The sequence below is a fragment of the Millisia brevis NBRC 105863 genome, assembly GCF_001552615.1.
Classification (GTDB): Bacteria; Actinomycetota; Actinomycetes; order Mycobacteriales; family Mycobacteriaceae; genus Millisia; species Millisia brevis.
Window position 1 is genome coordinate 70836 of the sequence record NZ_BCRN01000005.1, and the last position, 21017, is coordinate 91852.

The window sequence follows — 21017 nt, forward strand, 5'->3', positions numbered from 1 at the left end:
GATACGGCGAGGGTCGGTCGCCAGTGTTCGACGCGTGGCGAAACGCCGCCGATAGGGTGGCACGTACCGTAGCGTCGGGGTACATATCGGACAGACGAAAGGGCGGGCCATGCCGCCAACAGTTTTCGAACGGCAACCGGCGGACCATGCGGCGGTCGGTCTCTCCCTTGCGGATACCCGGCACGACGTGCTGTGGTTCGAAGGGCTCGATCGCCCCCGTCACGACTCGCTGTCCGGGCGGATCGACGCCGATCTGGTGATCGTCGGCGGCGGGTACACCGGACTGTGGGCGGCCGTACACGCCAAGCAGCGTCACCCCGATACCCGCGTCGTCCTGCTCGAGGGCGAGCGGGTCGGCTGGGCCGCTTCCGGCCGCAACGGCGGCTTCTGCGAGGCCTCGCTGACCCACGGCCACGAGAACGGCGTCCGGCGCTGGCCGGACGAGATCGACGAACTCGAGCGGCTCGGTCGGGAGAATCTGGCCGGTCTGGTCGCCGATGTCGAGTCCTACGGGATCGACGCCGAGGTCCAGGCGACCGGTGTTCTGGCGGTGGCCGTCGAACCGCACCAGCTGCCGTGGCTGCAGGAGGAGACCGGCGATCACGCGGTCTACCTCGACCGGGAGCAGGTGCGCGCCGAGGTCAACTCCCCGACCTATCTCGCGGGACTCTGGGATCGGTCGGAGGCGGTGCTGGTCCAGCCGGCAAAACTGGCTCTCGGACTTGCCCGTACGGCCGCCGATATGGGCGTGACGATCTTCGAGCACTCCCGGGTGACCGAACTCGACGACAACGGCAACGGGGTGGTCGTCCGGACCGGCGCCGGATCGGTGCGCGCCCGTCAGGCGATCCTGGCCACCAACGTCTTTCCTTCGCTGCTCAAGCGCAATGCCCTGATGACGGTGCCGGTCTACGACTACGTCCTGGCCACCGAACCGCTTACTCCCGAACAGCTCTCGGAGATCGGTTGGAACAACCGGCAGGGCCTGACCGACCTGGCCAACCAGTTCCACTACTACCGGATGACGGCGGACAACCGCATCGTCTTCGGCGGCTACGACGCGATCTACAACTACGGCCGCAAGGTGCGCCCGGACTACGAGGACCGGCCGGAGACGTATACCCGTCTCGCCGAGCACTTCCTGACGACCTTTCCCCAACTCGCGGGGATTCGGTTCACCCACAAATGGGGTGGGGCGATCGACACCTGCACCCAGTTCTGCGCGTTCTACGGGACGGCGAAGGGCGGAAAGGTCGCCTATGCGTCCGGGTTCACCGGGCTGGGGGTGGGGGCCACCCGATTCGGCGCCGACGTGATGCTCGACCTGCTGTCCGGTGCACAGACCGAGCGCACCACCCTGAAGATGGTCCGCAAGCGGCCGCTACCGTTCCCGCCGGAGCCGATCGCGTCACTGGGCATCAACGTCACCCGCTGGTCGCTCGACCGGGCCGATCACAACGAGGGCAACCGCAACCTGCTGCTGCGCGGCCTCGACGCGATCGGGCTGGGTTTCGACTCCTGACCCCCGCCGCGCCGGCCCGCTCCCGCACGTCCTGTGCGAGCGGGCCGGCGCGTCGTTCGGTCAGACGACCTTGGCGGCCAGCGCGATCCGGGTGACCTTGGCGCGGCCCGCGGACATCGCATCGAGCTTCCCGGCGACCTCCTCGGCCGGCACCGGCGCACCGAAGAGGTAGCCCTGCCCGACCCGGCATCCGGCGCGGCGCAGGATGTCGCGCTGTTCGACCGTCTCGATGCCCTCGGCCACCACGCCGACCGACAGCGCCGGTCCCAGTTCCGCGATCGCCTTGACGATCGCCAGGATCGGCTCCTCGTCGACCATGCGATTGACGAAGCCGGGCGCGATCTTCAACTGGTCGACCGGATAGTCGCGCAGGTGGGCGAACGACGAGTGCCCGGTGCCGAAATCGTCGAGAGCGACCGAGATGCCGCGCTTCTTGAGCTGGGCGAGCGCGCGGGTCACCGACTCGGCGCCGCGTTCGAGCAGCACGTGCTCGGTCACCTCGATCTCGATCAGGCTCGCCGGGATGCGGTGCTCCTCGAGCCGCGCCAGCAGGCGCGCCGCGAACGAGTCCCGCAGGAACTCCACCGGCGCGGCGTTGATCGACACCGGCAGCAGCGGCAGTCCGCGATCACGCCAGGTCGCCATATCCTCGAGGACCTTCGCGTGCATCTGCGCGGCCATGCCGGCGGCGAGCTCGTAGTCCTTGAACGCCTCCGCCACCGTCGCGGGCAGCTGCGTCTCGGTGCTGAACGGATACCGCCAGCGCAGCAGCGCCTCGAAACCGACGATCTCGCCGGAGTCCAGATCCACCTTCGGCTGGTAGTGCGGGACGATCGCGTTGTCGCGCACGATCTGCCGGGCCGTATTGAGCTGGCGGGCGGCGAGTTCGGCGCTGTCGAGCATCGTCTTGTCGAACATCCGGATGCCGCCGCGGCCGCCGGCCTTCAGGTCGTTGAGGGCGGTGTCCGCCCGCGACATCAGGCTGGTGGCGTTCGCTCCGTCGCGCGGGAAGATCGCGCAGCCGATGCTCATGCCGCCGTTGATCTCGCGACCGCCGTAGGTGATCGAGGCGTCCAACTGCGGCAGCACCAACTTCGCCGCTGCCATCACCTGGCTCTCGTCGATGACCCCGTCGATCAGGATCGCGAACTCGTCGCCGCCGAGGCGTCCGACATAGGCCGACCGCGGCATGCACGCACGCAAGCGGCGCGCGAGAACCCGCAGCAGGTGGTCGCCGGCGGCGTGGCCGAGGGTGTCGTTGACGTTCTTGAAGTGATCGAGGTCGATCAACATCAGACCCACGCCGGTGCCGGCCTTGCGCGCCCCGGTGATGCGGCGCTGCAACCGGGTCTTGAACGACCGCCGGTTGAGCAGCCCGGTGAGGGCGTCGATCTCTCCTGCGATGCGGAGGCGCTTCTGCGCTTCCCGGGCGACGGTGACGTCCCGCGAGACGCACAGGATCGCCTCGGTCTTGCCGTCGTCGTCGAGGACCGGGGTAAGGATGTTGTCCCAGTACTGGGCCGGTGCGTCGCCGACGACGCTCATGCCGGCGAACCGGGCGTTGTGCCCCTTGCGCGCCTGCTCGAGCGCCCGCTGTCCGCGGGAGCGGATCGACGCGGGCAGCAGGTCGAGCCAGCGCATACCGAACTTGCCGTCGGTGCCGTCGACTCCGAGCGCGATGCAGCCCGACTTGTTCATGTGGATCACGTCGCCGTCGGGGTCGATGATCTTGATGCAGTCGACGCTGACATCGAGCATGTCGTTGCGCTGCTCGGCCATCGCGCCGTGGAACATATCCGACAGCATGCGTTCGTTGATGTCGGTGCAGCTCGCGAACCACAGGTCGGGACCGGAGCGGCGCGCGAAGACCTGATGCCACCGATACGAACCGTCGTGGCGGCGCAGCCGCACCTCGCTGGCGAAGAAGACGTTGCCGCCCCGCGCGGCGATCCAGTTGGCCCGGTACTGCTCGTGGTCGTCCGGATGGACGATCTCACCGCAGGCCGGATGCTCACCGCTCTCGTCGGTCCCGGTGTACTCGTTCCACGCCTGGTTGCCCCGATAGATGGAGGCGTCGTCACGCAGGATGACCGTCGGCAACGGCAGCTGGTCGAGAACAGCCAGGTGAGCGACCCACTCGGCGTCGGTGTCCGGCGCCGTCCACGCCCGACTCTCCGACGAAGAAAGCGGTGCGCCCGCTTCCCGATCCAAAGTCCTCACACGCATTCACCTTTGCACTCACGTGATCGAATGTCCGGTTGGTTTCGACGGCAGAGACCACCGGTGGGGTGGCAACCGGCCTGGTCATCGGATGCATCCGGGAAACCGACCGATACTCGACACCCGATCGGCCGATGGGTTCGCCACGCCGACGTCTCGAAGCCGAGCCGCCCGCCTGACGCGATCCCCGTCGACCGCGTCGCCGAAAAGGCAACCCAACCGTCGAAATCAATGCCGCCAGTATGTCCCGGGCCCTCCTGAGATAGCCAATTTATCCATAAAAAAGAACATGTCGACCACTACCGCACGCATCAACAGCATCCTTCGTCCGGAATATGCCATCCATAACCAACCGATGGTCGGTTTGTTCATCGGCGCCTACGCGCAGGAGCCGCATAAACGGTCGTTAACCAGCACTTTTAATCATCATTGCAGGTCGCCGACCACGCACCTTCGACCGGCTGCACTCCGCCGATATCGACGATCGGAAACAACAGGCGATACACAATGCACGCTCGGGATAATTTCTGCGCACGCAATTAAATACCGCAGGCGGATAACTCGACTCCGACTTGGAATTCACACGATCCGGCGATTACCCGCACATTCATTCAACGGATCGACAGATCGGCATCCACCGCGAGGGCCAGGGTCAGGTCACGCACCCATACCGGGTCCTCGAGATGCTCGCCGTAGAGATCGCGCAGCTGACCGAGGCGGTACCGAACGGTCTGCGGATGGATGAACAGCGAACCCGCGATCGACTCGCGCCGACCGTGGTGCAGCAGCCAGGCCCGCAGTGTCTCGGCGAGCTTCTGACGCTGGGTCGCGGTCAGGTCGTCGAGCGGCGCGAGCACCCGGGCGCGCAGGTCGGCCAGGGCCGCCTCGTCCGCCGACAGCACCAGCTCGGCCAGCCATTGCTCGGTGTCGACCGGCCCGGATCCCATGGTGACCCCCGGCGTGGTCATCGCCCGCAGGGCACGGCGATACGACACCTGCACCCGCGGCCAGGGCCGGTCCGGCCCGACGACGGCGTGCCGACCCTCGAGCGCCTGGAGCAGTTGGGCGCGGCGGCGGCCGTCCATGTCGGCGATCAGCAGCACCTCCCGGCCGTCCGCCAGTCCCGGCGCCTCCGAGGCGGCGAGCGACTGCGGGGTGACCTGCGCCAGGACCGGTCGCACCTGGGCCTCCGGCACGATCACTGCGGTCAGCGTGGTCGTGCCGTGCCACTCCGCCCGCTCGGCGGCCGCCTCGAGCACGTCCGGCGCCGCCCCGTCGAGCAGATAGCGCGCCAGCGCCGCCCGGCGGCGTTCGACCGACCGTTTGGCGGTCTCCACCTCGTCGCTGTGGCCGGCGACGCTCGCCGCCGACAGTTCGTCGATGTAGGCGAAGACCAACTCCGCGAAGCGGGCCACCCCGGCGGCGTCGACGCCGGCCCGCACGCAGGTGGCGGACAGATCGCGCCAGGACACCCGCGCGCCCACCCGGTAGGCGGACAGCAACGCCTCGGCGCTGCGGCCGCTGCGAGCCTCGCCCCGCCCCAGCCGGTAGGCGCCCTCGATCGCCGGCGAGCGCGGGGCCCGATCCCCGCGTCCGCGTACCGCCAGGACGAGGAATCCGGCGAGAGCCACCTCGACCGCGTTCGCGATCGTGACACCCATCACGCCGTCGAGCGCGCCGCGATAGGCGGGCACTTCGACCATGATCGCCTCGATGGTGTTCGTGGCGATGGTCGGCAGGTCCGCTCGCAGCAGCTCAACGACCTGCGGTTCCAGCAACTCCGACACGCTGCAACCTCCACATTCCTCGCGAATTCATCCCCTGCGAACAAAATAGCAACTTCTTTTCACGCACACGTGTCATGAAACTGACTCGCGGCGTCAGTCATGATGGTCCCTATGAGTGTGACGTTGCCCCGACCCGCCGGCGGTTGGCGAAACAGCGCGTGGCGTCTGGCCGAAACGGTCACCACGCCGCTGGTACCGGCCGACTACCTCGACCTGTTCCACCCGCTGCGCCCCGGCGCCGATCTGCGGGCCCGGATCGTCAAGGTGATCCCGGAGACCCCGGACGCGGCGACCATCGTGATGAAGCCCGGCGCCGACTGGGAGGGCCACAAGCCCGGCCAGTACATGCGCATCGGCATCGACATCGAGGGCGTTCGACATTGGCGCGCGTACTCGTTGACCCACGGTCCCCGCGAGGACGGTCTGATCTCGATCACCGTCAAGGCGGTTCCGGACGGTCTGGTGAGCAACCACCTCGTGCGGCGCGCCCGCGCCGGCACCCTGGTGCACATCGCGGCGGCCGAGGGCGAGTTCGTCCTGCCGCCCGCGGGCAAGCTGCTGTACATCACCGCGGGGTCGGGCATCACCCCGGTGATCGGCATGCTGCGCAATCTCTACCCGGTCACCGACTCGGGGGTGCTCAAGCTCGGCCGCAGCGCCGGGTACGACATCGTGGTGATCCACGTCGCCCCCAGTCGACCGGACTCGATCTTCGTGCGCGACCTCGAGGCTCTGGCCGAGGCGGGCGCGATCCGGCTGGTCGCCCGGTACAACGACCGCGACGGAGGCTTCGACGTCAGCCGCCTGGCGGAGGCCGTCCCCGACTTCGTCGACCGCAAGACCCTCGCCTGTGGGCCCGCCGGTCTGCTCGACGCGCTCGCCGAGCACCATGCCGCCTACGGCCTCGACGTGGTGACGGAGCGATTCCGCACCGCCCGCGTCGAAGCGGGCGAGGGCGGTGTCGTCTCCTTCGAGAAGACCGGCACCGATCTCGATCTCGACGGCTCGACCACGATCCTGGACGCGGCCGAGGAGGCCGGTGTCCTGATGCCGAGCGGATGCCGCATGGGCATCTGCATGGGCTGCGTTATTCCTCTGGTGGAGGGTTCCGTGCGCGACCTGCGCAATGGAGAGATCACCACCGCCGTCCCGGGCGAAACCGAGCCCGGCGGCATCAAGGTGCAAACCTGCGTCACCGCTGCCGCGGGTGCCTGCCGACTCGATCACTGACTCGATCGTCGCCGGCCCACCAACCAACGAACCCATTCCCACCACGCCCCCGAGGGAGGCAATCATGACTGCGATTCAGAACCGCTCCGACAACCCGATCGAGCACCTCAGCCGCGAGGACATCGAGCAGATCGGTCTCGAACTGGACGCGATCCGGCAGGCCGTCATCGACTCGCGCGGCGCCGACGATGCCGCGTACATCCGTCGCGTGATCACCGCCCAGCGCTACCTGGAGCTCGGCTCGCGCGCGGTGCTGCTGTTCTCGTCGTTCAAGCCGGCGTGGCTGGTCGGCACCGCCGGTCTGTCGATCGCCAAGATCCTCGAGAACATGGAGATCGGCCACAACGTCCTGCACGGACAGTGGGACTGGATGCGCGACCCGAAGATCCATTCGTCGACCTGGGAGTGGGACTCCGCCTCGCCGTCGGCGCACTGGAAGCACAGCCACAACGAGCTGCACCACACCTACACCAACGTCATCGGCCACGACAATGACCTCGGCTACGGCATCATGCGCGTCGACGAGGATCAGCGCTGGCAGCCGATGTACATCGCGCAGCCGGTGTGGAACTTCGTGAACGCCTGCTTCTTCGAGTACGGCATCGCCGCCTACGACCTCGAGCTCGGCAAGGTCATCCGGGAGAAGCGGACGGGCGACCCGGAGTTCCGTCAGCGCCTCAAGGAGGTCGGCGTCAAGATCCGCCGACAGGTCGTCAAGGACTACGTCGCCCAGCCGGCGCTCGGTCTGGCGACCGGATCCGCGCGCTCCTCGTTCACCGCCACCTTCATCGCCAACGTGATCCGCAACTGGTGGACCCAGTCGGTCATCATCTGCGGTCACTTCCCCGAGGGCGTCGAGACCTTCGAGCGCACCACGATCGAGGGCGAGACCAAGGGCGACTGGTACGTCCGTCAGATGCTCGGCTCGGCCAACATCTCCGGGTCGAAGTTCATGCACCTGATGACCGGCAACCTGTCGCACCAGATCGAGCACCACCTCTTCCCGGACCTGCCGTCCAACCGGTACGCCGAGGTCTCCGAGAAGGTGCGCGAGCTGTTCGACAAGTACGACCTGAACTACCACGAGAAGCCGCTGCCGGTCCAGGTTGCTTCCGCGTGGCACAAGGTGATTCGCCTGTCGTTCCCCAACGACTGGCTCGCGACCACCAACCGCAAGAACCTGCCCAAGAAGCTCGGGGTGCTCCGGAAGATGGTCACCGGTAGTCGCGCGACCCGCAAGGAGCTGCAGGCGCAGCTGACCGCCGAGGCCCGCGCCGCCGAGGCCGCCGCACAGGCCACCGCCCCGGCCGTCGTGCGCGAACGCGTCCCCGCCTGACACCACATCACACAACACGAAACGATCCCGGCTGACGAGGGTACAGCCGGGATCGTTTTGTGTTTAGTACCCTCGACACGCGATTGGGAGTCCGTGCGCCGGTACGGATCCCGTGGGGTGTCGAGCGACGGGGAGAATCGATGGCAGACGAGGCCGGCAAGTCGAAGTCCGGGCCGGGGGCCTGGGGGATCGGCGCCGCTTCGGGCTTGGTGGTCGGCACATTCGTCTACATCCCGCTGGCGAATCTACTGCTGGGCACCTTCGGATTGTCGATGCCACGAGCCGACGATCCGGAGGCCGGCCTGTCGATCCTGCATTGGGTGGTCTGGGTGCTGGCACTGTTGCTGCTGCTTATCCCCGGGATCGGCATGATGGTGAGCCACCGGCTGCGCCACGCGGGGATCGCCTACCTGGGGATGACCCTGGTGGTCGGCGGCATCGCCGCCTACGCGATGATCTCCGGCATCTCGCCCGCCTCGCCGTAGCCGCCGGTCGACCGAATGCCGAAGATCATGATCGAAAACGGCTTTCGCGCAGACCCTAGTCGCCGACCACCGTGACGATCGGGATCTCGGGATCGGCGAGCACCCGCACCGGCGGGCCCCAGGAGCCGACGCCGCGGCCGGTGACGACCACCGTGTCGGCGACGACGCCGACCCCGTCGATCAGGGGCTGTTCGAGCAGGACCGCGTAGCGCAGCGGCCACAGTTGGCCGCCGTGGGTATGGCCGGATACCTGAAGATCAACTCCGCGACCGGCGGTCGCTTCGGCCATCGCCGGTTGATGACCGATCTGCACGATGAAGTCGCTCGGGTCGGTATCCGCCAGCGCGGCGTCGGGGTCCATCCCATCCTCGAACGGATCGTTGATGCCGACGACCCGGATCTGCGCTCCGTCGCGTTCGACCACCGCCGAATCGTTGAGCAGCGGGACGATCCCGAGCGACCGCCAGGTGTCGATCCAGGCGTCGGTATCTCCGGAGATGTACTCGTGGTTACCGGTGGCGGCGTAAACGCCCAGGGGCGCGGACAACTCGGCGAGCGGGGCGAGCGTCGAACCCACCTGCCGCACCAGCCCGTCGGCGAGGTCGCCGGCCAGCAGGACCAGGTCCGGCCGTGCCGCATTGGTCATCTCGACCACCCGCCGGGTGAACGCCTCGTCCCGGATCGGACCGGCGTGGATATCGCTGATCACCGCGATGCGCATGCCGTCGAACTGCTCGGGCACCCCCTCGACGGCGACGGTGACCTCGGTGGTGGTCGGGTCGTTGGCCCGCACCAACCCGTAGCCGACGATCGCGGCGGTGGCCACGATCACCACCGGCGTCGCGATCCGCATGAAAGCCGCTCGGCGCCTCCGGTATACGACCTTGCGGGGAGATTCGTTGTGGCGCGGCACCATCAGTCGGATGCCCAGGCAGATCACGCCGGTGATCACGATGCCCAGCAGCAGGTAGAAGACGGCGGCGACCCAGCTCATACCGATCCAGGCCACCCACCGGATCGGGGTCGGATCGATCGTGCCGCCCAACATCATCAAAGCGAGGACCGCGCAGCCGGTGCACGCCGCGATCACCGCGGCGATGCCGAGCCGGACCGGCCGCGGGTACTCGGGGACACGGGCGAAACGGCGGTAGAGACCGAAGCCGACGAGCACACCGATGGTGCCGAGAATCAGGGGAAACACCGGCGATCAGACCCGAACGGTGGAGTCGGAACGGGGACCGTGTTCGCCGATACGCATCCCGCCACCCTACTCGAGAGCCGCCGAGGACGGACGAACCGGACGATTGCCCTAGGAATCGCCGGGCTCCGGCACCCGCATGACCAGGCCGGGCCGACCGTCGGTGCGCGCTTCGACCACGATCCCGCGATCGGTGCGGGCGAAGGCCGGGAAGCTGCGGCTGTGCCCCCGGGCCGCGACGGGCGTGATCGACCGTTCGGTCGGGGTGAGGTCCTCGGCGATGTCGTAGACCGCGACCGACGCTTGGTCGCCGCCGATCAGCAAGGCGGCGAGCGATCGACCGTCGGGAGCGAGGTCCACCGCCCACACGGTCGCCTCGCCGGCATCGAGCACCGCCGATCGACCCCGCAGATCCCGCAATTGCGGGGGCGGCGCGGCATGCGTATCGAGAAATCGGGTGACCACCCGGCCGTGGACCGGATCGGCGGCCAGCGGTTCGTCGGTGACTCCGAACGCCGGCAGCAGCACCTCGCCGGGCCCGGCGGAGCTCCACCGCCGCGTCTCGATGGCGCCCGCTTCGGTGTCACCGGTGACGATCAATCCGTCGGCGTCGACGCCCAGACCGGCGACCGTCACCCCCTCGACCACCACCGGAAGATCGACATCGATTGCGGTGGAGTCGTTTACCGGTCCTTCACTCGTGGAGACCAGGTAGCGGCGCTCGCCGTCCGGCCACAGGTACACCAGATCGCCGGCCGGGGTCCACGCCGCGTACGGCGCAGCGGGCAGCCAGAGATCGACCGGCGAGACCGGCCACGACCGCAGGCCGGCGACCTCGAGGACACGCACCACGTCGTTGCGCTCGCCGCGTCGTTGCGAGCCGGCGTGGGTGAAGGCCACCCGATCCTCGGCCGGACTCCACGACACCGACCACACCGCACGGTCGGGCAGCGCGACGCAGTTCACCGTCTCGTAGCGCTCACCCGAGCGCACGCAGACATCGGAGACCAGTTCGTCGTTCTCGACGCGGGTGGCATCGCTCGCGGTCAGCAGATACCGGCCCGAGGGGGAGATCGACGCGACCATCTCCCGGTCGGCCAGGACCGTCGCGGCTTCCTCGGCGCGGATGGGCGGGCCGTCATCCGGTTGCGGCCGGCCCGCGCCGCAGGCCGCCACCAGCGCCACGATCAGCGCCGGACCGACCACGCCCGCGACGAGGCGCCGGCCGCAGCGGTACCGGCGGACGCCCCGATCAGCCGGCCCGGGCACCGGCCCAGGCGGACATGGTCGCCGCGTACTCCGACGACACCGGCAGCGGTGCGATCAGGTCGAGGGGGCTCGGCGGCAGCGGACCCAATTCCTTGAGCATGTGGTCGGCGGTGCGGAAGTGGGCGTCGTCGAGGTCGGTATGGCCCAGCGCCTCCCGCAGTCGGTCCAACTGGCCGCAGGAGACGTTCAGATCCTTGTCCGAACAGGTCAGCAACGTCGGTAGGCCGGCGGGCAGCCGCGCGGCCAGGGCGGCGGGATCGTAGGCGTCCGCCTCGGCGAGGAAGCGTGCATTGGCCGGCGCCAGGCCGAGTTGCTGCAGTTCCGGCGACAGATCGGTGGGGATCGTGCCGGAGGTCCGCAGCGAGGTGATCGCCCGGTCGGTGTCGGCGGTCAGCCGCTCGCGATCCGCCGCCGGCAGCCCGGGATCGGCGGCGATCGTGGCGATCTGCGCGGCCATCAGGTCCAGGTAGCGCATCGGGAGCGGTTGCAGCAGCGCGGTACCGCCGCCGGCCGCCCCGCGGGTCGCCAGCACCAGGGCGGTCAGCCCGCCCTCGCTGTGCCCGACGACGAGCAGATCCGCCGGCGCCACCCCGGTCCGGGCCGACAGCAGCGCGGCCGCGGCGGCGGCGTCGTCGACCTGGTCCTCGAATCCGTAGTCGGCGAGTTGTTCGACCGTCAACCCGGCCAGCCCGGTCTCACCGCTGCCGATCTTGTCGAAGCGGTAGCTGGTGATGCCCTGCGCGGCAAGCAGATCGGCGGTGCGCCGCAGGGTTTCGCCGACGACCTGCTGCTGGTTGCCGTTGCGGTCGGTGGGGCCGCTGCCCGGAAGCAGCAGCGCCGCAATCCCCGGCGCCGGGTTCTCCGGCACCCGCAGGCTGCCGAAGAAGGCCAACCCCCGCGACTCGAATCCGATCGATTCGTCGACACCGACACCGGTCGGTGCGGACGACCCGACATCCGGCACCGGAATGCCGTCGGACGGTTGCGCGCCGGCGACCGACGGGGCTCCGGTCACCAGCAGGACGGCGGCGGCACAGACGGCCAGGGAGCGACGAAGGGGCGTCATGCCCGAGACCCTACTCGGGCCGAGATATCCGATAGGTCCGCTATCTATTGCGGATGCGCCCGGACAGGCTCACCATTGTCGGAAGCTCGATGCCCGGTTCGAACCGCGAATGCTCGTTCGGTGGGAGGCTCTCATGTCGGAAACCACAACGACCGATCAGGAAAACCCGCACGAACTCAAGCGAGTTCTCGGTCCCGGCCTGCTGCTGTTGTTCATCGTCGGCGACATTCTGGGCGCCGGGGTCTACGCGGTCACCGGTCAGATGATCCAGAACGTCGGCGGAATGGCCTGGTTGCCGTTCATCCTGGCGTTCACGGTCGCGACCCTCACCGCGTTCTCCTATCTGGAACTGGTGACGAAGTATCCGCAGGCCGCGGGCGCTGCGCTGTACGCGCACAAGGCATTCGGGATCCATTTCGTGACCTTCCTGGTCGCCTTCGCGGTGATCTGTTCCGGCATCACCAGCGCCGCGACCTCGTCGAACGTCGTCGCCGGCAACCTGCTGATCGGCCTGAACGAGACGTTCAGCGACGAGAGCGGTATGGGATGGTTCAACGTTCCCACCGGGCCGACCGTGCAGTTGATCATCGCGATGGGTTTCATGCTGCTGCTCGCGGTGATCAACCTGCGCGGCGTCGGGGAGTCGGTCAAGTTCAATGTCGTTCTGACGCTTGTCGAAATGACCGCCCTGGCGATCGTCATCACCATCGGCTTCGTGGTGATCGGCCGCGGAACCGGCGAGGGCGATATCGCCAATCTGGTTGTCTTCGAGGACCCGAACGAGAAGGGCTGGTTCCTCGCGGTCACCATCGCGACCACGATCGCCTTCTTCGCGATGGTCGGTTTCGAGGACTCGGTCAACATGGTCGAGGAAACCAAGAATCCACAGAAGATCTTCCCGAAGATCATGCTGACCGGCCTGGGCATCACCTGCCTGATCTACATCCTGGTGGTCGTCGCGGTGATCGCGGTCCTGCCACTGGATTACGACTCCGGCGACGAGGGCATCCTGCTGCACGTCGTGCAACTCGGCGCCCCGAACTTCCCGATCAACGAGATCTTCCCGTATCTGACGGTCTTCGCCGTGGCGAACACCGCGCTGATCAATATGCTGATGGCCAGCCGTCTCATCTACGGCATGGCCCGCCAGGGCGTGCTGCCGAGGGCCCTGGGCGCGGTCCTACCCAGCCGCAGATCCCCCTGGACGGCAATCATTTTCACGACCGTCCTGGCGCTGTGCCTGCTCTTCGCGGTCAACCGGCTGTCCGGCAATTCGGTGGTCGGCGCCCTGTCCGGCACCACCGGCCTGCTGCTGCTGTGCGTCTTCGCGGTGGTCAACGTCGCCTGCCTGGTCCTCAAGCAGCGCAACGACAAGACCTTCTTCCGCGCCCCGTTCTGGGTTCCGGTGGCCGGCGCGGCGCTGTGCCTCTACCTGGCGGGACCGTGGGCGCGCACCTCGGCCCAGATGATCCAGTACCAGATCGCGGCGGTGATGATCGGTCTCGGCATCGTGCTGTGGGTGGTCACGTACTTCTTCCACCGCGCCGAGCACCAGGCCACCGGATTCTCCGATATCGACCATCTCGCGGACAGCGAGGTGCCGAACGGCGACACCGACGACCAATCGAGCGACCGCGACACCAGTCGCTGAGCTATCGACTCGGTTCGCCGGGGATCGGCGCGGCCGGATCGTACGGGGTGCGGGTGAGGATGAAGGTGCTCGCGTCGAGGTGATTGACGCTGCCGTCCGGGTTGCGCACGACGACGAGCCGTTCCCCGGCGTGGTAGCCGCTGACCCCGATGAAGACCATCCCGTCGGACCCGTCGACCGGCTGCCAGCGGGAGAGTGGATTGTCGCCGCCCAGATTGAGATAGGCGCCGTCCCACGTCATCCGGTACGCACTCGCCCCCCAGTGCCAGACGCCGACCAGTTCGCGCACGGGCTCGGGGACAACCGCGGTGGGTACCCACGGCGGGGGAATCGCCGGTTCGAGGCGCTCGAGTTCGACCAGCAGGTCACGGGCGAGGCTGAGCGGATCGAGCCCGATCGTCGCATTTCCCAGGCAGACGACCGCGGTGCGGCGGGGGCGGTCGATCATCAGCGCCGCCTGGAATCCGGGCATCGACCCGAGGTGGCCGACCATCGTGCCGGGCGCGCCGGCCGGGCCGGGGATGCCCGGGAACATCTGCAGACCCCAGCCGTAGGCGAACGACAGCCCCTGGTCGGCGATCCCGGCACGCGGGGTCAACGCCCGCACCAGCCATTCATCCGGCAGAATCTCGGCGTTGCCGCCGCCGAGGAAGCGTGCCCACCGCCCCAGATCCCCGACGGTCGACCACAGTTGACCGGCCGGCGCCATCGCCCCGGTGACCGATGCGGGTTCCGCGCGCGCCTCCCCGGTGAACGGGTCGATGCTCCACCCGGTGACCGCGCCGGGCCCCGGTTCGAGGGTGGTGGCCGACATGCCCAACGGCTCGAGCAGCCGGGCCCGGGTCGCCTCCCACCAGGTCGTGCCGCGCAGCCGGGCGACGATCTCTCCGAGCCAGGCGAAGCCGAGATTCGAGTAGTGGAAGTGGATTCCGGGGTCGAAGGCCCGTGCGGTCGCATCGTTGGCGACGGCCAGGTCGGCGAAGCCCTCGGCGCGACCGGCGCGCTCCCACCACGGCCCGGACGGTTCGGCCTGCAGCCCACCGGTATGCGAGAGCAGTTCACCGACGGTGACCTCGCCGTAGCCGATGTCCCCGAGCACCTCCCGCACCCGAGTCGCCGGCTCGATCGTTCCGTCCGCCATCGCCTGCAGAACCAGCACGGCGGTGAACGTCTTGCTGATCGATCCGATGCGATAGCCGGCGGTGGGATCGGCGTCGGCGCCGTGCGCGGCCGCCCAGATCTGGGTGCCGTCCCGCACCAGGGCGGCCGCGATCGACGGCACCCGCCCCGATCGCTGCCGAAGCGCGACGATGCGCCGCAGCGAGCGATCGGTCGCCGGGTCGAGATGCTCGGTCACAGGTTGTGGTCCCTTCGAAGGTTCGACGCCGGGCCCGGGTGCGGGCGGCGACACCCTATGCGGATTGTGGCGCCGATCGCAGCCGCCGCGCCGTCGGACTCCGACCGAGCCAACCGCGGGGCGGACGGGACGTCTCCGCAGGTACCGTATGTGGAGTGCGACCTGCGCACACCTCGAGCCAGATGAGGGGAACGTCAATGTCCGGCGCCAGCACTCCCGACGTGATGCCGGTGGCCTTCTTCGGCCACGGCAGCCCGATGAACGCGATCGAGTCCAACCGCTTCACCGGGGCCTGGGAAGAGTTCGGACGTTCCGTTCCGCGCCCGCGCGGCATTCTGGTGATCAGCGCCCACTGGTACATCAACGCCACGGTGGTCACCACCATGCGGCGCCCGCGCACCATCCACGACTTCTACGGATTCCCGAACGAGCTCTTCGAGGTCGAGTACCCGGCGCCCGGGATGCCGGAATTGGCGCAGCGCATCGCCGATCTGGTCGAGCCGACCTGGGTGGGTAGCGATGTCGACAGCTGGGGCATCGACCACGGCACCTGGTCGGTGCTGGTGCACGCCTTCCCGGATGCCTCGATCCCGGTGGTCCAGTTGGCGATCAACGCCGCCAAGCCGCTCGAATACCACATGAAGCTCGGCGCCAAGCTCGCCGAACTGCGGCGCGAGGGCATCCTGATCCTCGGCAGCGGAAATATCGTGCACAACCTGCGCGGGATGGCCGGGGGGATGGGCGATGCCGGCTTCGACTGGGCCGAACGCTTCGACGACTCCGCCCGCGATCTGCTCACCCACCAACCCGGCGATGTCCTGAAGTTGCAGGAGCACCGGGACTTCCACCTGTCGGTGCCGACACCGGACCACTTCATCCCGATGCTCTACTTCGCGGGGCTCGCCGCGGCCGATCCCGACGATCCGTCGGTGCTGGTCGACGGGTACGCCTATGGGTCGGTGTCGATGACCTCCTACGCCATCGGAGCACCCGCCGGCGCCTGATCCGGACGCCGCCGACGGTCGGGGTCGGGCTGTGATGCGCACCATTCGGACAGTCGAGCAGTCCCCGGGCGCCACCGGGTAACTGTCGCTATGCTTGCGCCTTCCACAGATCCCGATCGAGGGAGCACGATGGCCGCCGACACGTCCGCAACACCTCGTCATATTCGGCTGACCTCGCATAGTCGGGGCCGCAATGCGCCCGCCGTGCAGTGGGCGGCGACCACCGCCGCCGAGCGCGGCCCGCTGATCGGCACGACGGGAGAACCGGCGCACCGCAACGTCATCGGCACGCACAGCGGCTCCTACTCGGTGTACCGCGCGCTGGCGATCGCCTCGGGAGCGCTGTCGCGCAGCCACCGCGCCGACCTGACCAATACCTCTCCGACCGATGCGATCGGCCCCTACCCGCAGTGGAGCACCCCGGGGGCGATCGTCAGCCTCGATCCGTGGGGCGCCGCGGTCGCCGACGTCTTCGCCGATCGACTGGCGGAGGGGTTCGACATCCGGCCGACCATCGCGGTCACCCGGGCGCACGTGATCCTGCCGGAGGTCATCGAAGCGATCGCCAAGGGCCGCCTGCAACCGGACGGCCACTTCCTGTTGCCGACCGGCGCGGCGGTGGTCAGCAAGGCCGCCATCGAGCCGGTCTGGTACCTGCCGGGGGTCGCCGAACGGTTCGGCTGTTCGCAGACCGAGTTGCGCCGGGTGCTGTTCGAGGAGACCGGCGGGATGTACCCGGAGCTGGTCACCCGCCCCGACCTCGAGGTCTTCCTGCCCCCGATAGGCGGGCAGACGATCTACATCTTCGGCAACCCGGCCGACCTGGCCGACCCGTCGGTCGAGCTGACCGCGCGCGTCCACGACGAGTGCAACGGGTCGGACGTCTTCGGTTCCGATATCTGTACCTGTCGCCCCTATCTGACCCACGCGATCGAGGAGTGCATCCTCGGCGCGCAGAACGGTGGTGTCGGGCTGGTGGCCTACTCGCGCAAGGAGGGTCGCGCGCTCGGGGAGGTCACCAAATTCCTGGTCTACAACGCCCGCAAGCGGCAGCTCGGCGGCGATACCGCCGACCAGTACTTCGCCCGCACCGAATGCGTCGCCGGGGTCCAGGACATGCGCTTCCAGGAACTGATGCCCGATGTGCTGCACTGGCTGGGCATCACCAAGATTCACCGGCTGGTGTCGATGAGCAATATGAAGTACGACGCGATCACCGGGTCGGGTATCGAGGTCGGCGAGCGGGTGAACATCCCCGACGACCTGATTCCCGCGGACGCCCGGGTGGAGATCGACGCCAAGACCGCCGCCGGCTACTTCACGCTCGGACCGGTCCCGGACGTCACCGCGCTGCGGGAGGTCAAGGGGCGGGAGCTGCATTCGTGACCGATCGATCGTCGGCCCCCGAGCCGACCTCCCCAGAGCTGATTTCCGCCGAGCCGAATTCCGCCGCCGGCGATTCGGGTTCCGCCGTCGCACCCGACCCGAACAGCGCCGCCGGAGCCGCCGAGCTGCTGCGGACCACCACCGCGATCCGGGAACGCGCCCGCGGCCTGCTCGCCCGCGCGCGCTCCGGGCGGTCGGAGTGGTTCACGGTGGACGACACGGCCCTGGCCGCGGCGGCGGACATCGTCGCGGAGGTCACGCAGCGGCGCTACCCCGACCTGGACATCCCGTACCACAGCCGCTGGCGGCATTTCGAGGCCGGCGGCATCGACCGCAACAGCGTTCTGCGCAAACAGCTCTCACATCTCGAGCCCGCGGACGGCGCGGCCGCGTTGATCGACCTCGCCGTGGTCAGCGTGCTGCTCGATGCCGGCGCCGGGCCGGACTGGTCGTACCTCGAGCCGGACGCCGGCGGTACCTACGCCCGGTCCGAAGGACTGGCGGTGGCGAGCTGGCATGCCTTTGTCGGTGGCCTCTTCTCCGGCAACCCGGCCGACCCGCTGCGGGTGGACGCCGCCGGGCTGCGCTCGCTGACCACATCCGCACTCGCGGAAGCCTTTCAGGTGAGCGATGCCAATCCGCTGGTCGGCCTGGACGGTCGCGTCGAGTTGCTGCGCCGGCTCGGCGAGACGCTCGCCGCGACCCCGGAGGTCTTCGGACCCGACGGCCGGCCGGGCGGGCTGTTCGCCGCGCTCGCCGACGAGGGCGGGGTCGCCGCGACCGACATCCTCGGCCTGCTGCTGCGTTACCTGTCACCGATCTGGTTGGCCGACAACATCATCGACGACATTCCGCTCGGAGACTGCTGGCGTCACGATGCGGTACCGGGCCCGGGCCGCACCGCCGGCTGGATGCCGCTGCACAAGCTGTCCCAGTGGTTGACGTACTCGCTGCTCGAACCGTTCGAGTGGAACGCGGTGCCGGTCACCGACCTCGACGCGCTGACCGCGCTCGCCGAGTACCGCAATGGCGGCTTGCTGCTCGACACCGGGGTGCTGCAGCCGATCGATCCCGCCGCCCTGCATCCCATCGACGCGGCCGGTCGCCCGGCCGGCGTCCCGGTGGCGGCGCAGATCGTCGTCGAATGGCGGGCGTTGACGGTCGCCCTGCTCGACGAGGTGGCGCCGCTGGTGCGTGCACGGCTCGGGGTCGACGCCGCCCGACTGCCGTTGGCCCGCATCCTCGAGGGCGGCACCTGGGCGGCGGGCCGCGAGCTCGCCGCACGGTCCCGCGGCGGCCTGCCGCCGTTCGATATCGTCAGCAACGGCACCGTTTTCTAGCCCGCCCCGCGCCCCACCGCCCCGCGCGCTCCCTCTGCGACAAGGAAGTCCGATGCCCACCACCACCGGTCCCACCGTCATCGATCACCCGCTGGTGCAGCACAAGCTGACCCTGCTGCGCCGCAAGGAAGCGTCGACGAAGACCTTTCGCGAACTGTTGCGGGAGATCTCGGCGCTGATGGCCTACGAGGTTCTGCGCGATATCCCCATGCAGGAGATCGACATCGAAACCCCTCTGGAGACGACCACCGGCCGGGTGATCGACGGCAAGAAGCTGGTCTTCGTGTCGATCCTGCGGGCCGGCGACGGCATCCTCGAAGGGATGCTCGACGTCGTTCCCGGCGCCCGGGTGGGCCATATCGGGCTCTACCGGGATCCGGCGACCCTGGTGGCGGTCGAGTATTACTGCAAGCTGCCCGGTGACCTGGACGAGCGCGACGTGGTGGTCGTCGACCCGATGCTGGCCACCGGGCACTCGGCCGTGGCGGCGGTCGACCGCATCAAGGAGTCCCATCCGCGGTCGATCCGGTTCGTCTGCCTGCTGACCTGTCCGGAGGGGATCTCCGCCCTGCAGGAGGCACATCCGGACGTGCAGCTGTTCACCGCGGCGGTCGACCGCAAGCTCGACGAACACGGCTACATCGTGCCGGGTCTCGGCGACGCCGGCGACCGCATCTTCGGGACCAAGTAGCGCCCTCGCCGGCTACCCCCAGACCGCCTCCGACGCCGGCGGCGCGCCGTGGCGATCCGCGTTGGCGTGGATGGCGTCGTGAACCCATTGGGCCAGACCGGTTTCCAGGTCGTCGTAGGTTCGGGTGAACCGTTCGTCGGCAAGGTACATGTCGGCCAGGCAGCGCTGCTGCGCGTAGCTGCAGTCGTAGAACTGCTCGATGCTCGCGCGGTGCCGCTCGGCCAGGGCGGCCGCCTCGTCGCTCGCCGGATCGACACCGCGCCGCTTGGCGGCGGCGAGGTCGGCGTTCAACGCATCGGTCTCGGCCTTGATGCGGCGGTAGTCGTCCGCACCCAGCGTGGCGCTGCGCTCGGCCGATTGGCGCCAGGCGCCGGTCTCGCCCCACCGCTGCCGCGCCTCGATCTCCCAGTTCGGGTCGTATTCCGAACCGAAGATCTCCAACTTCTCCTCGGGGGTCAGGCTATTGCCCATCGCGTGGGCCTCCAGTTCTCGTTCGACCGCATCGAGGAGCTCCCGAGCCCGTTTGGCTTTGCGTTCCAACAGGTCCCGTTGGCGACGCAGATGCACGACCGTGTCGGCAGCGGGGTCGTCGAGGATGCTCCCGATGTCGGGGAGGGTGAACCCGAGTTCGCGGTAGTACAGGATCAGCCGCAGCCGATCGATGTCGCCACCGGAGTACATCCGGTAACCGGCGGCACTGCGCCCCCGTGGCACGAGCAAACCGATGTGCTCGTAGTGGTGCAATGCACGGACGGTCACCCCGGCCAGCGAGGCCACCTGCCCCACCGAGTATTCGGTTTCGAGCATGTCGACCTCCTGGTGCGGTGTCGGGATCGCCTTTCCACGGACGCTCCCGACTGTCGGGTTCGGGCGCCGGCCGTTCCGGTGCCCATGGACGACTGTGGCCCCTGACGCTGCGTGAGGGTCAAGACGATTATCCGAGTTTCCCCGATCCCGCGTCCGACAGGCGGGTGAAGGGGTCAGGCGCAGCGCACCGACAGCCCGACTCCGCGCCAGACCGGGGTCTCGATGCGGTCGCCGTCCAGGTTGGTGTGGCCGACCAGGACGGTGCCCAGGTCGCTCTGCGCGGTGACGATGCACGGCGACGCCCCGCCGATGCGGACCATGTTCCGGTAGGGAACTCCGGTGGTGGCCAGCGCTTCGTGTGCCTGCTGCTCGGTCATACCCACCACATAGGGCGCGATGGGGTCGGCGGCGGCGGTCCCTCCTCCGGTGAGGACCGCCGCCGCCGTTCCGGCTGCAACGAACAAGGCGACCAACGCGGTTCGGCCGCCACGCAGCGACCGAAGAGAATTCGAACGCGCGGCGCTCGAAAAGGCGGTGCTCGGAGACGCGGTTGCTGAAGTCATGTGGAACACTCTGCCCCCCACGGGCATTTCGGACATCGGGTGTCCCCCCGATGTTGACCCGGAGCTTTCCCACTCCGAGCGGTTACCCGAACAGGGTGTCCACAG

General features: G+C 68.6%; 17 protein-coding genes. 9 read left to right on the forward strand and 8 right to left on the reverse strand.

What is annotated here, in order from left to right; genetic code table 11:
* Positions 1 to 109: 109 nt before the first annotated feature.
* Positions 110 to 1522, forward strand: a complete 1413-nt coding sequence (locus MB1_RS08610; protein WP_066905789.1) for an NAD(P)/FAD-dependent oxidoreductase — start codon at positions 110 to 112, stop codon at positions 1520 to 1522.
* Positions 1523 to 1582: 60 nt separating this feature from the next.
* On the opposite strand, the gene MB1_RS08615 is transcribed toward MB1_RS08610, so the two are convergent.
* Together MB1_RS08615 and MB1_RS08620 are read right to left on the reverse strand one after the other, a co-directional pair.
* Positions 1583 to 3742, reverse strand: coding sequence for a putative bifunctional diguanylate cyclase/phosphodiesterase (locus MB1_RS08615; RefSeq protein ID WP_169801625.1), 2160 nt, complete (start codon positions 3740 to 3742; stop codon positions 1583 to 1585).
* Positions 3743 to 4353: 611 nt separating this feature from the next.
* Positions 4354 to 5529, reverse strand: coding sequence for a PucR family transcriptional regulator (locus tag MB1_RS08620; RefSeq protein WP_245650106.1), 1176 nt, complete (start codon positions 5527 to 5529; stop codon positions 4354 to 4356).
* A 111-nt stretch (positions 5530 to 5640) separates the two neighbouring features.
* Between MB1_RS08620 and MB1_RS08625 the strand changes: the two genes are divergently transcribed.
* The 3 genes from MB1_RS08625 (at position 5641) to MB1_RS08635 (ending at position 8580) form a co-directional block, all read left to right on the forward strand.
* Positions 5641 to 6759 carry a ferredoxin reductase gene (locus tag MB1_RS08625; protein ID WP_066905795.1) on the forward strand — a complete coding sequence of 373 codons (1119 nt, stop codon included), beginning with the start codon at positions 5641 to 5643 and terminating at the stop codon, positions 6757 to 6759.
* A gap of 64 nt (positions 6760 to 6823) precedes the next feature.
* Entirely contained in the window at positions 6824 to 8095 is a 1272-nt protein-coding gene (locus tag MB1_RS08630) for a fatty acid desaturase family protein (RefSeq protein WP_066905797.1), read from the forward strand.
* Positions 8096 to 8235: 140 nt separating this feature from the next.
* Entirely contained in the window at positions 8236 to 8580 is a 345-nt protein-coding gene (locus MB1_RS08635) for a hypothetical protein (RefSeq protein ID WP_066905799.1), read from the forward strand.
* Between the two features lie 55 nt (positions 8581 to 8635).
* Here the strand turns inward: MB1_RS08635 and MB1_RS08640 are convergent, their stop codons facing one another.
* The 3 genes from MB1_RS08640 to MB1_RS08650 form a co-directional block, all read right to left on the reverse strand.
* Positions 8636 to 9781 carry a metallophosphoesterase gene (locus MB1_RS08640; RefSeq protein WP_066905801.1) on the reverse strand — a complete coding sequence of 382 codons (1146 nt, stop codon included), beginning with the start codon at positions 9779 to 9781 and terminating at the stop codon, positions 8636 to 8638.
* A gap of 108 nt (positions 9782 to 9889) precedes the next feature.
* Positions 9890 to 10984 carry a WD40 repeat domain-containing protein gene (locus tag MB1_RS08645; RefSeq protein WP_157083974.1) on the reverse strand — a complete coding sequence of 365 codons (1095 nt, stop codon included), beginning with the start codon at positions 10982 to 10984 and terminating at the stop codon, positions 9890 to 9892.
* Positions 10985 to 11030: 46 nt separating this feature from the next.
* Positions 11031 to 12113, reverse strand: a complete 1083-nt coding sequence (locus MB1_RS08650) for an alpha/beta fold hydrolase (RefSeq protein WP_066905805.1) — start codon at positions 12111 to 12113, stop codon at positions 11031 to 11033.
* Between the two features lie 133 nt (positions 12114 to 12246).
* Between MB1_RS08650 and MB1_RS08655 the strand changes: the two genes are divergently transcribed.
* Entirely contained in the window at positions 12247 to 13764 is a 1518-nt protein-coding gene (locus tag MB1_RS08655; RefSeq protein WP_066905807.1) for an APC family permease, read from the forward strand.
* Between the two features lies 1 nt (position 13765).
* Here MB1_RS08655 and MB1_RS08660 read toward each other — a convergent pair whose 3' ends face one another.
* Positions 13766 to 15121: a serine hydrolase domain-containing protein gene (locus tag MB1_RS08660; protein ID WP_066905809.1), complete on the reverse strand. Its 1356-nt coding sequence runs from the start codon at positions 15119 to 15121 to the stop codon at positions 13766 to 13768.
* A 224-nt stretch (positions 15122 to 15345) separates the two neighbouring features.
* On the opposite strand from MB1_RS08660, the gene ygiD reads away from it, so the two are divergent.
* From ygiD to upp, 4 genes are all read left to right on the forward strand, one after another.
* The gene (ygiD, locus tag MB1_RS08665) at positions 15346 to 16125 is read left to right on the forward strand and encodes a 4,5-DOPA-extradiol-dioxygenase (RefSeq protein WP_066906256.1); all 780 of its coding nucleotides are present in this window, start codon (positions 15346 to 15348) and stop codon (positions 16123 to 16125) included.
* Between the two features lie 129 nt (positions 16126 to 16254).
* Positions 16255 to 17511, forward strand: a complete 1257-nt coding sequence (locus MB1_RS08670) for a GTP cyclohydrolase II (RefSeq protein ID WP_084351257.1) — start codon at positions 16255 to 16257, stop codon at positions 17509 to 17511.
* Between the two features lie 125 nt (positions 17512 to 17636).
* Positions 17637 to 18851: a URC4/urg3 family protein gene (locus MB1_RS08675; RefSeq protein WP_066906258.1), complete on the forward strand. Its 1215-nt coding sequence runs from the start codon at positions 17637 to 17639 to the stop codon at positions 18849 to 18851.
* A 52-nt stretch (positions 18852 to 18903) separates the two neighbouring features.
* Positions 18904 to 19542 (forward strand): uracil phosphoribosyltransferase, encoded by a 639-nt coding sequence (gene upp / locus MB1_RS08680; RefSeq protein ID WP_066905813.1) that lies wholly within the window; start codon positions 18904 to 18906, stop codon positions 19540 to 19542.
* A 12-nt stretch (positions 19543 to 19554) separates the two neighbouring features.
* Here upp and MB1_RS08685 read toward each other — a convergent pair whose 3' ends face one another.
* Positions 19555 to 20349, reverse strand: a complete 795-nt coding sequence (locus tag MB1_RS08685; RefSeq protein ID WP_066905815.1) for a MerR family transcriptional regulator — start codon at positions 20347 to 20349, stop codon at positions 19555 to 19557.
* A 173-nt stretch (positions 20350 to 20522) separates the two neighbouring features.
* The gene (locus tag MB1_RS08690; protein ID WP_245650108.1) at positions 20523 to 20912 is read right to left on the reverse strand and encodes a hypothetical protein; all 390 of its coding nucleotides are present in this window, start codon (positions 20910 to 20912) and stop codon (positions 20523 to 20525) included.
* Positions 20913 to 21017: the final 105 nt, after the last annotated feature.

Bases quoted from the DNA above. Each gene is read 5' to 3' on its own strand.
- MB1_RS08650 (WP_066905805.1), bottom strand. From the start codon at position 12,113: ATGACGCCCCTTCGTCGCTCCCTGGCCGTCTGTGCCGCCGCCGTCCTG.
- MB1_RS08670 (WP_084351257.1), top strand. From the start codon at position 16,255: ATGGCCGCCGACACGTCCGCAACACCTCGTCATATTCGGCTGACCTCG.
- MB1_RS08655 (WP_066905807.1), top strand. From the start codon at position 12,247: ATGTCGGAAACCACAACGACCGATCAGGAAAACCCGCACGAACTCAAG.
- ygiD (WP_066906256.1), top strand. From the start codon at position 15,346: ATGCCGGTGGCCTTCTTCGGCCACGGCAGCCCGATGAACGCGATCGAG.
- MB1_RS08685 (WP_066905815.1), bottom strand. From the start codon at position 20,349: ATGCTCGAAACCGAATACTCGGTGGGGCAGGTGGCCTCGCTGGCCGGG.
- upp (WP_066905813.1), top strand. From the start codon at position 18,904: ATGCCCACCACCACCGGTCCCACCGTCATCGATCACCCGCTGGTGCAG.
- MB1_RS08630 (WP_066905797.1), top strand. From the start codon at position 6,824: ATGACTGCGATTCAGAACCGCTCCGACAACCCGATCGAGCACCTCAGC.
- MB1_RS08635 (WP_066905799.1), top strand. From the start codon at position 8,236: ATGGCAGACGAGGCCGGCAAGTCGAAGTCCGGGCCGGGGGCCTGGGGG.
- MB1_RS08690 (WP_245650108.1), bottom strand. From the start codon at position 20,912: ATGACTTCAGCAACCGCGTCTCCGAGCACCGCCTTTTCGAGCGCCGCG.
- MB1_RS08625 (WP_066905795.1), top strand. From the start codon at position 5,641: ATGAGTGTGACGTTGCCCCGACCCGCCGGCGGTTGGCGAAACAGCGCG.
- MB1_RS08610 (WP_066905789.1), top strand. From the start codon at position 110: ATGCCGCCAACAGTTTTCGAACGGCAACCGGCGGACCATGCGGCGGTC.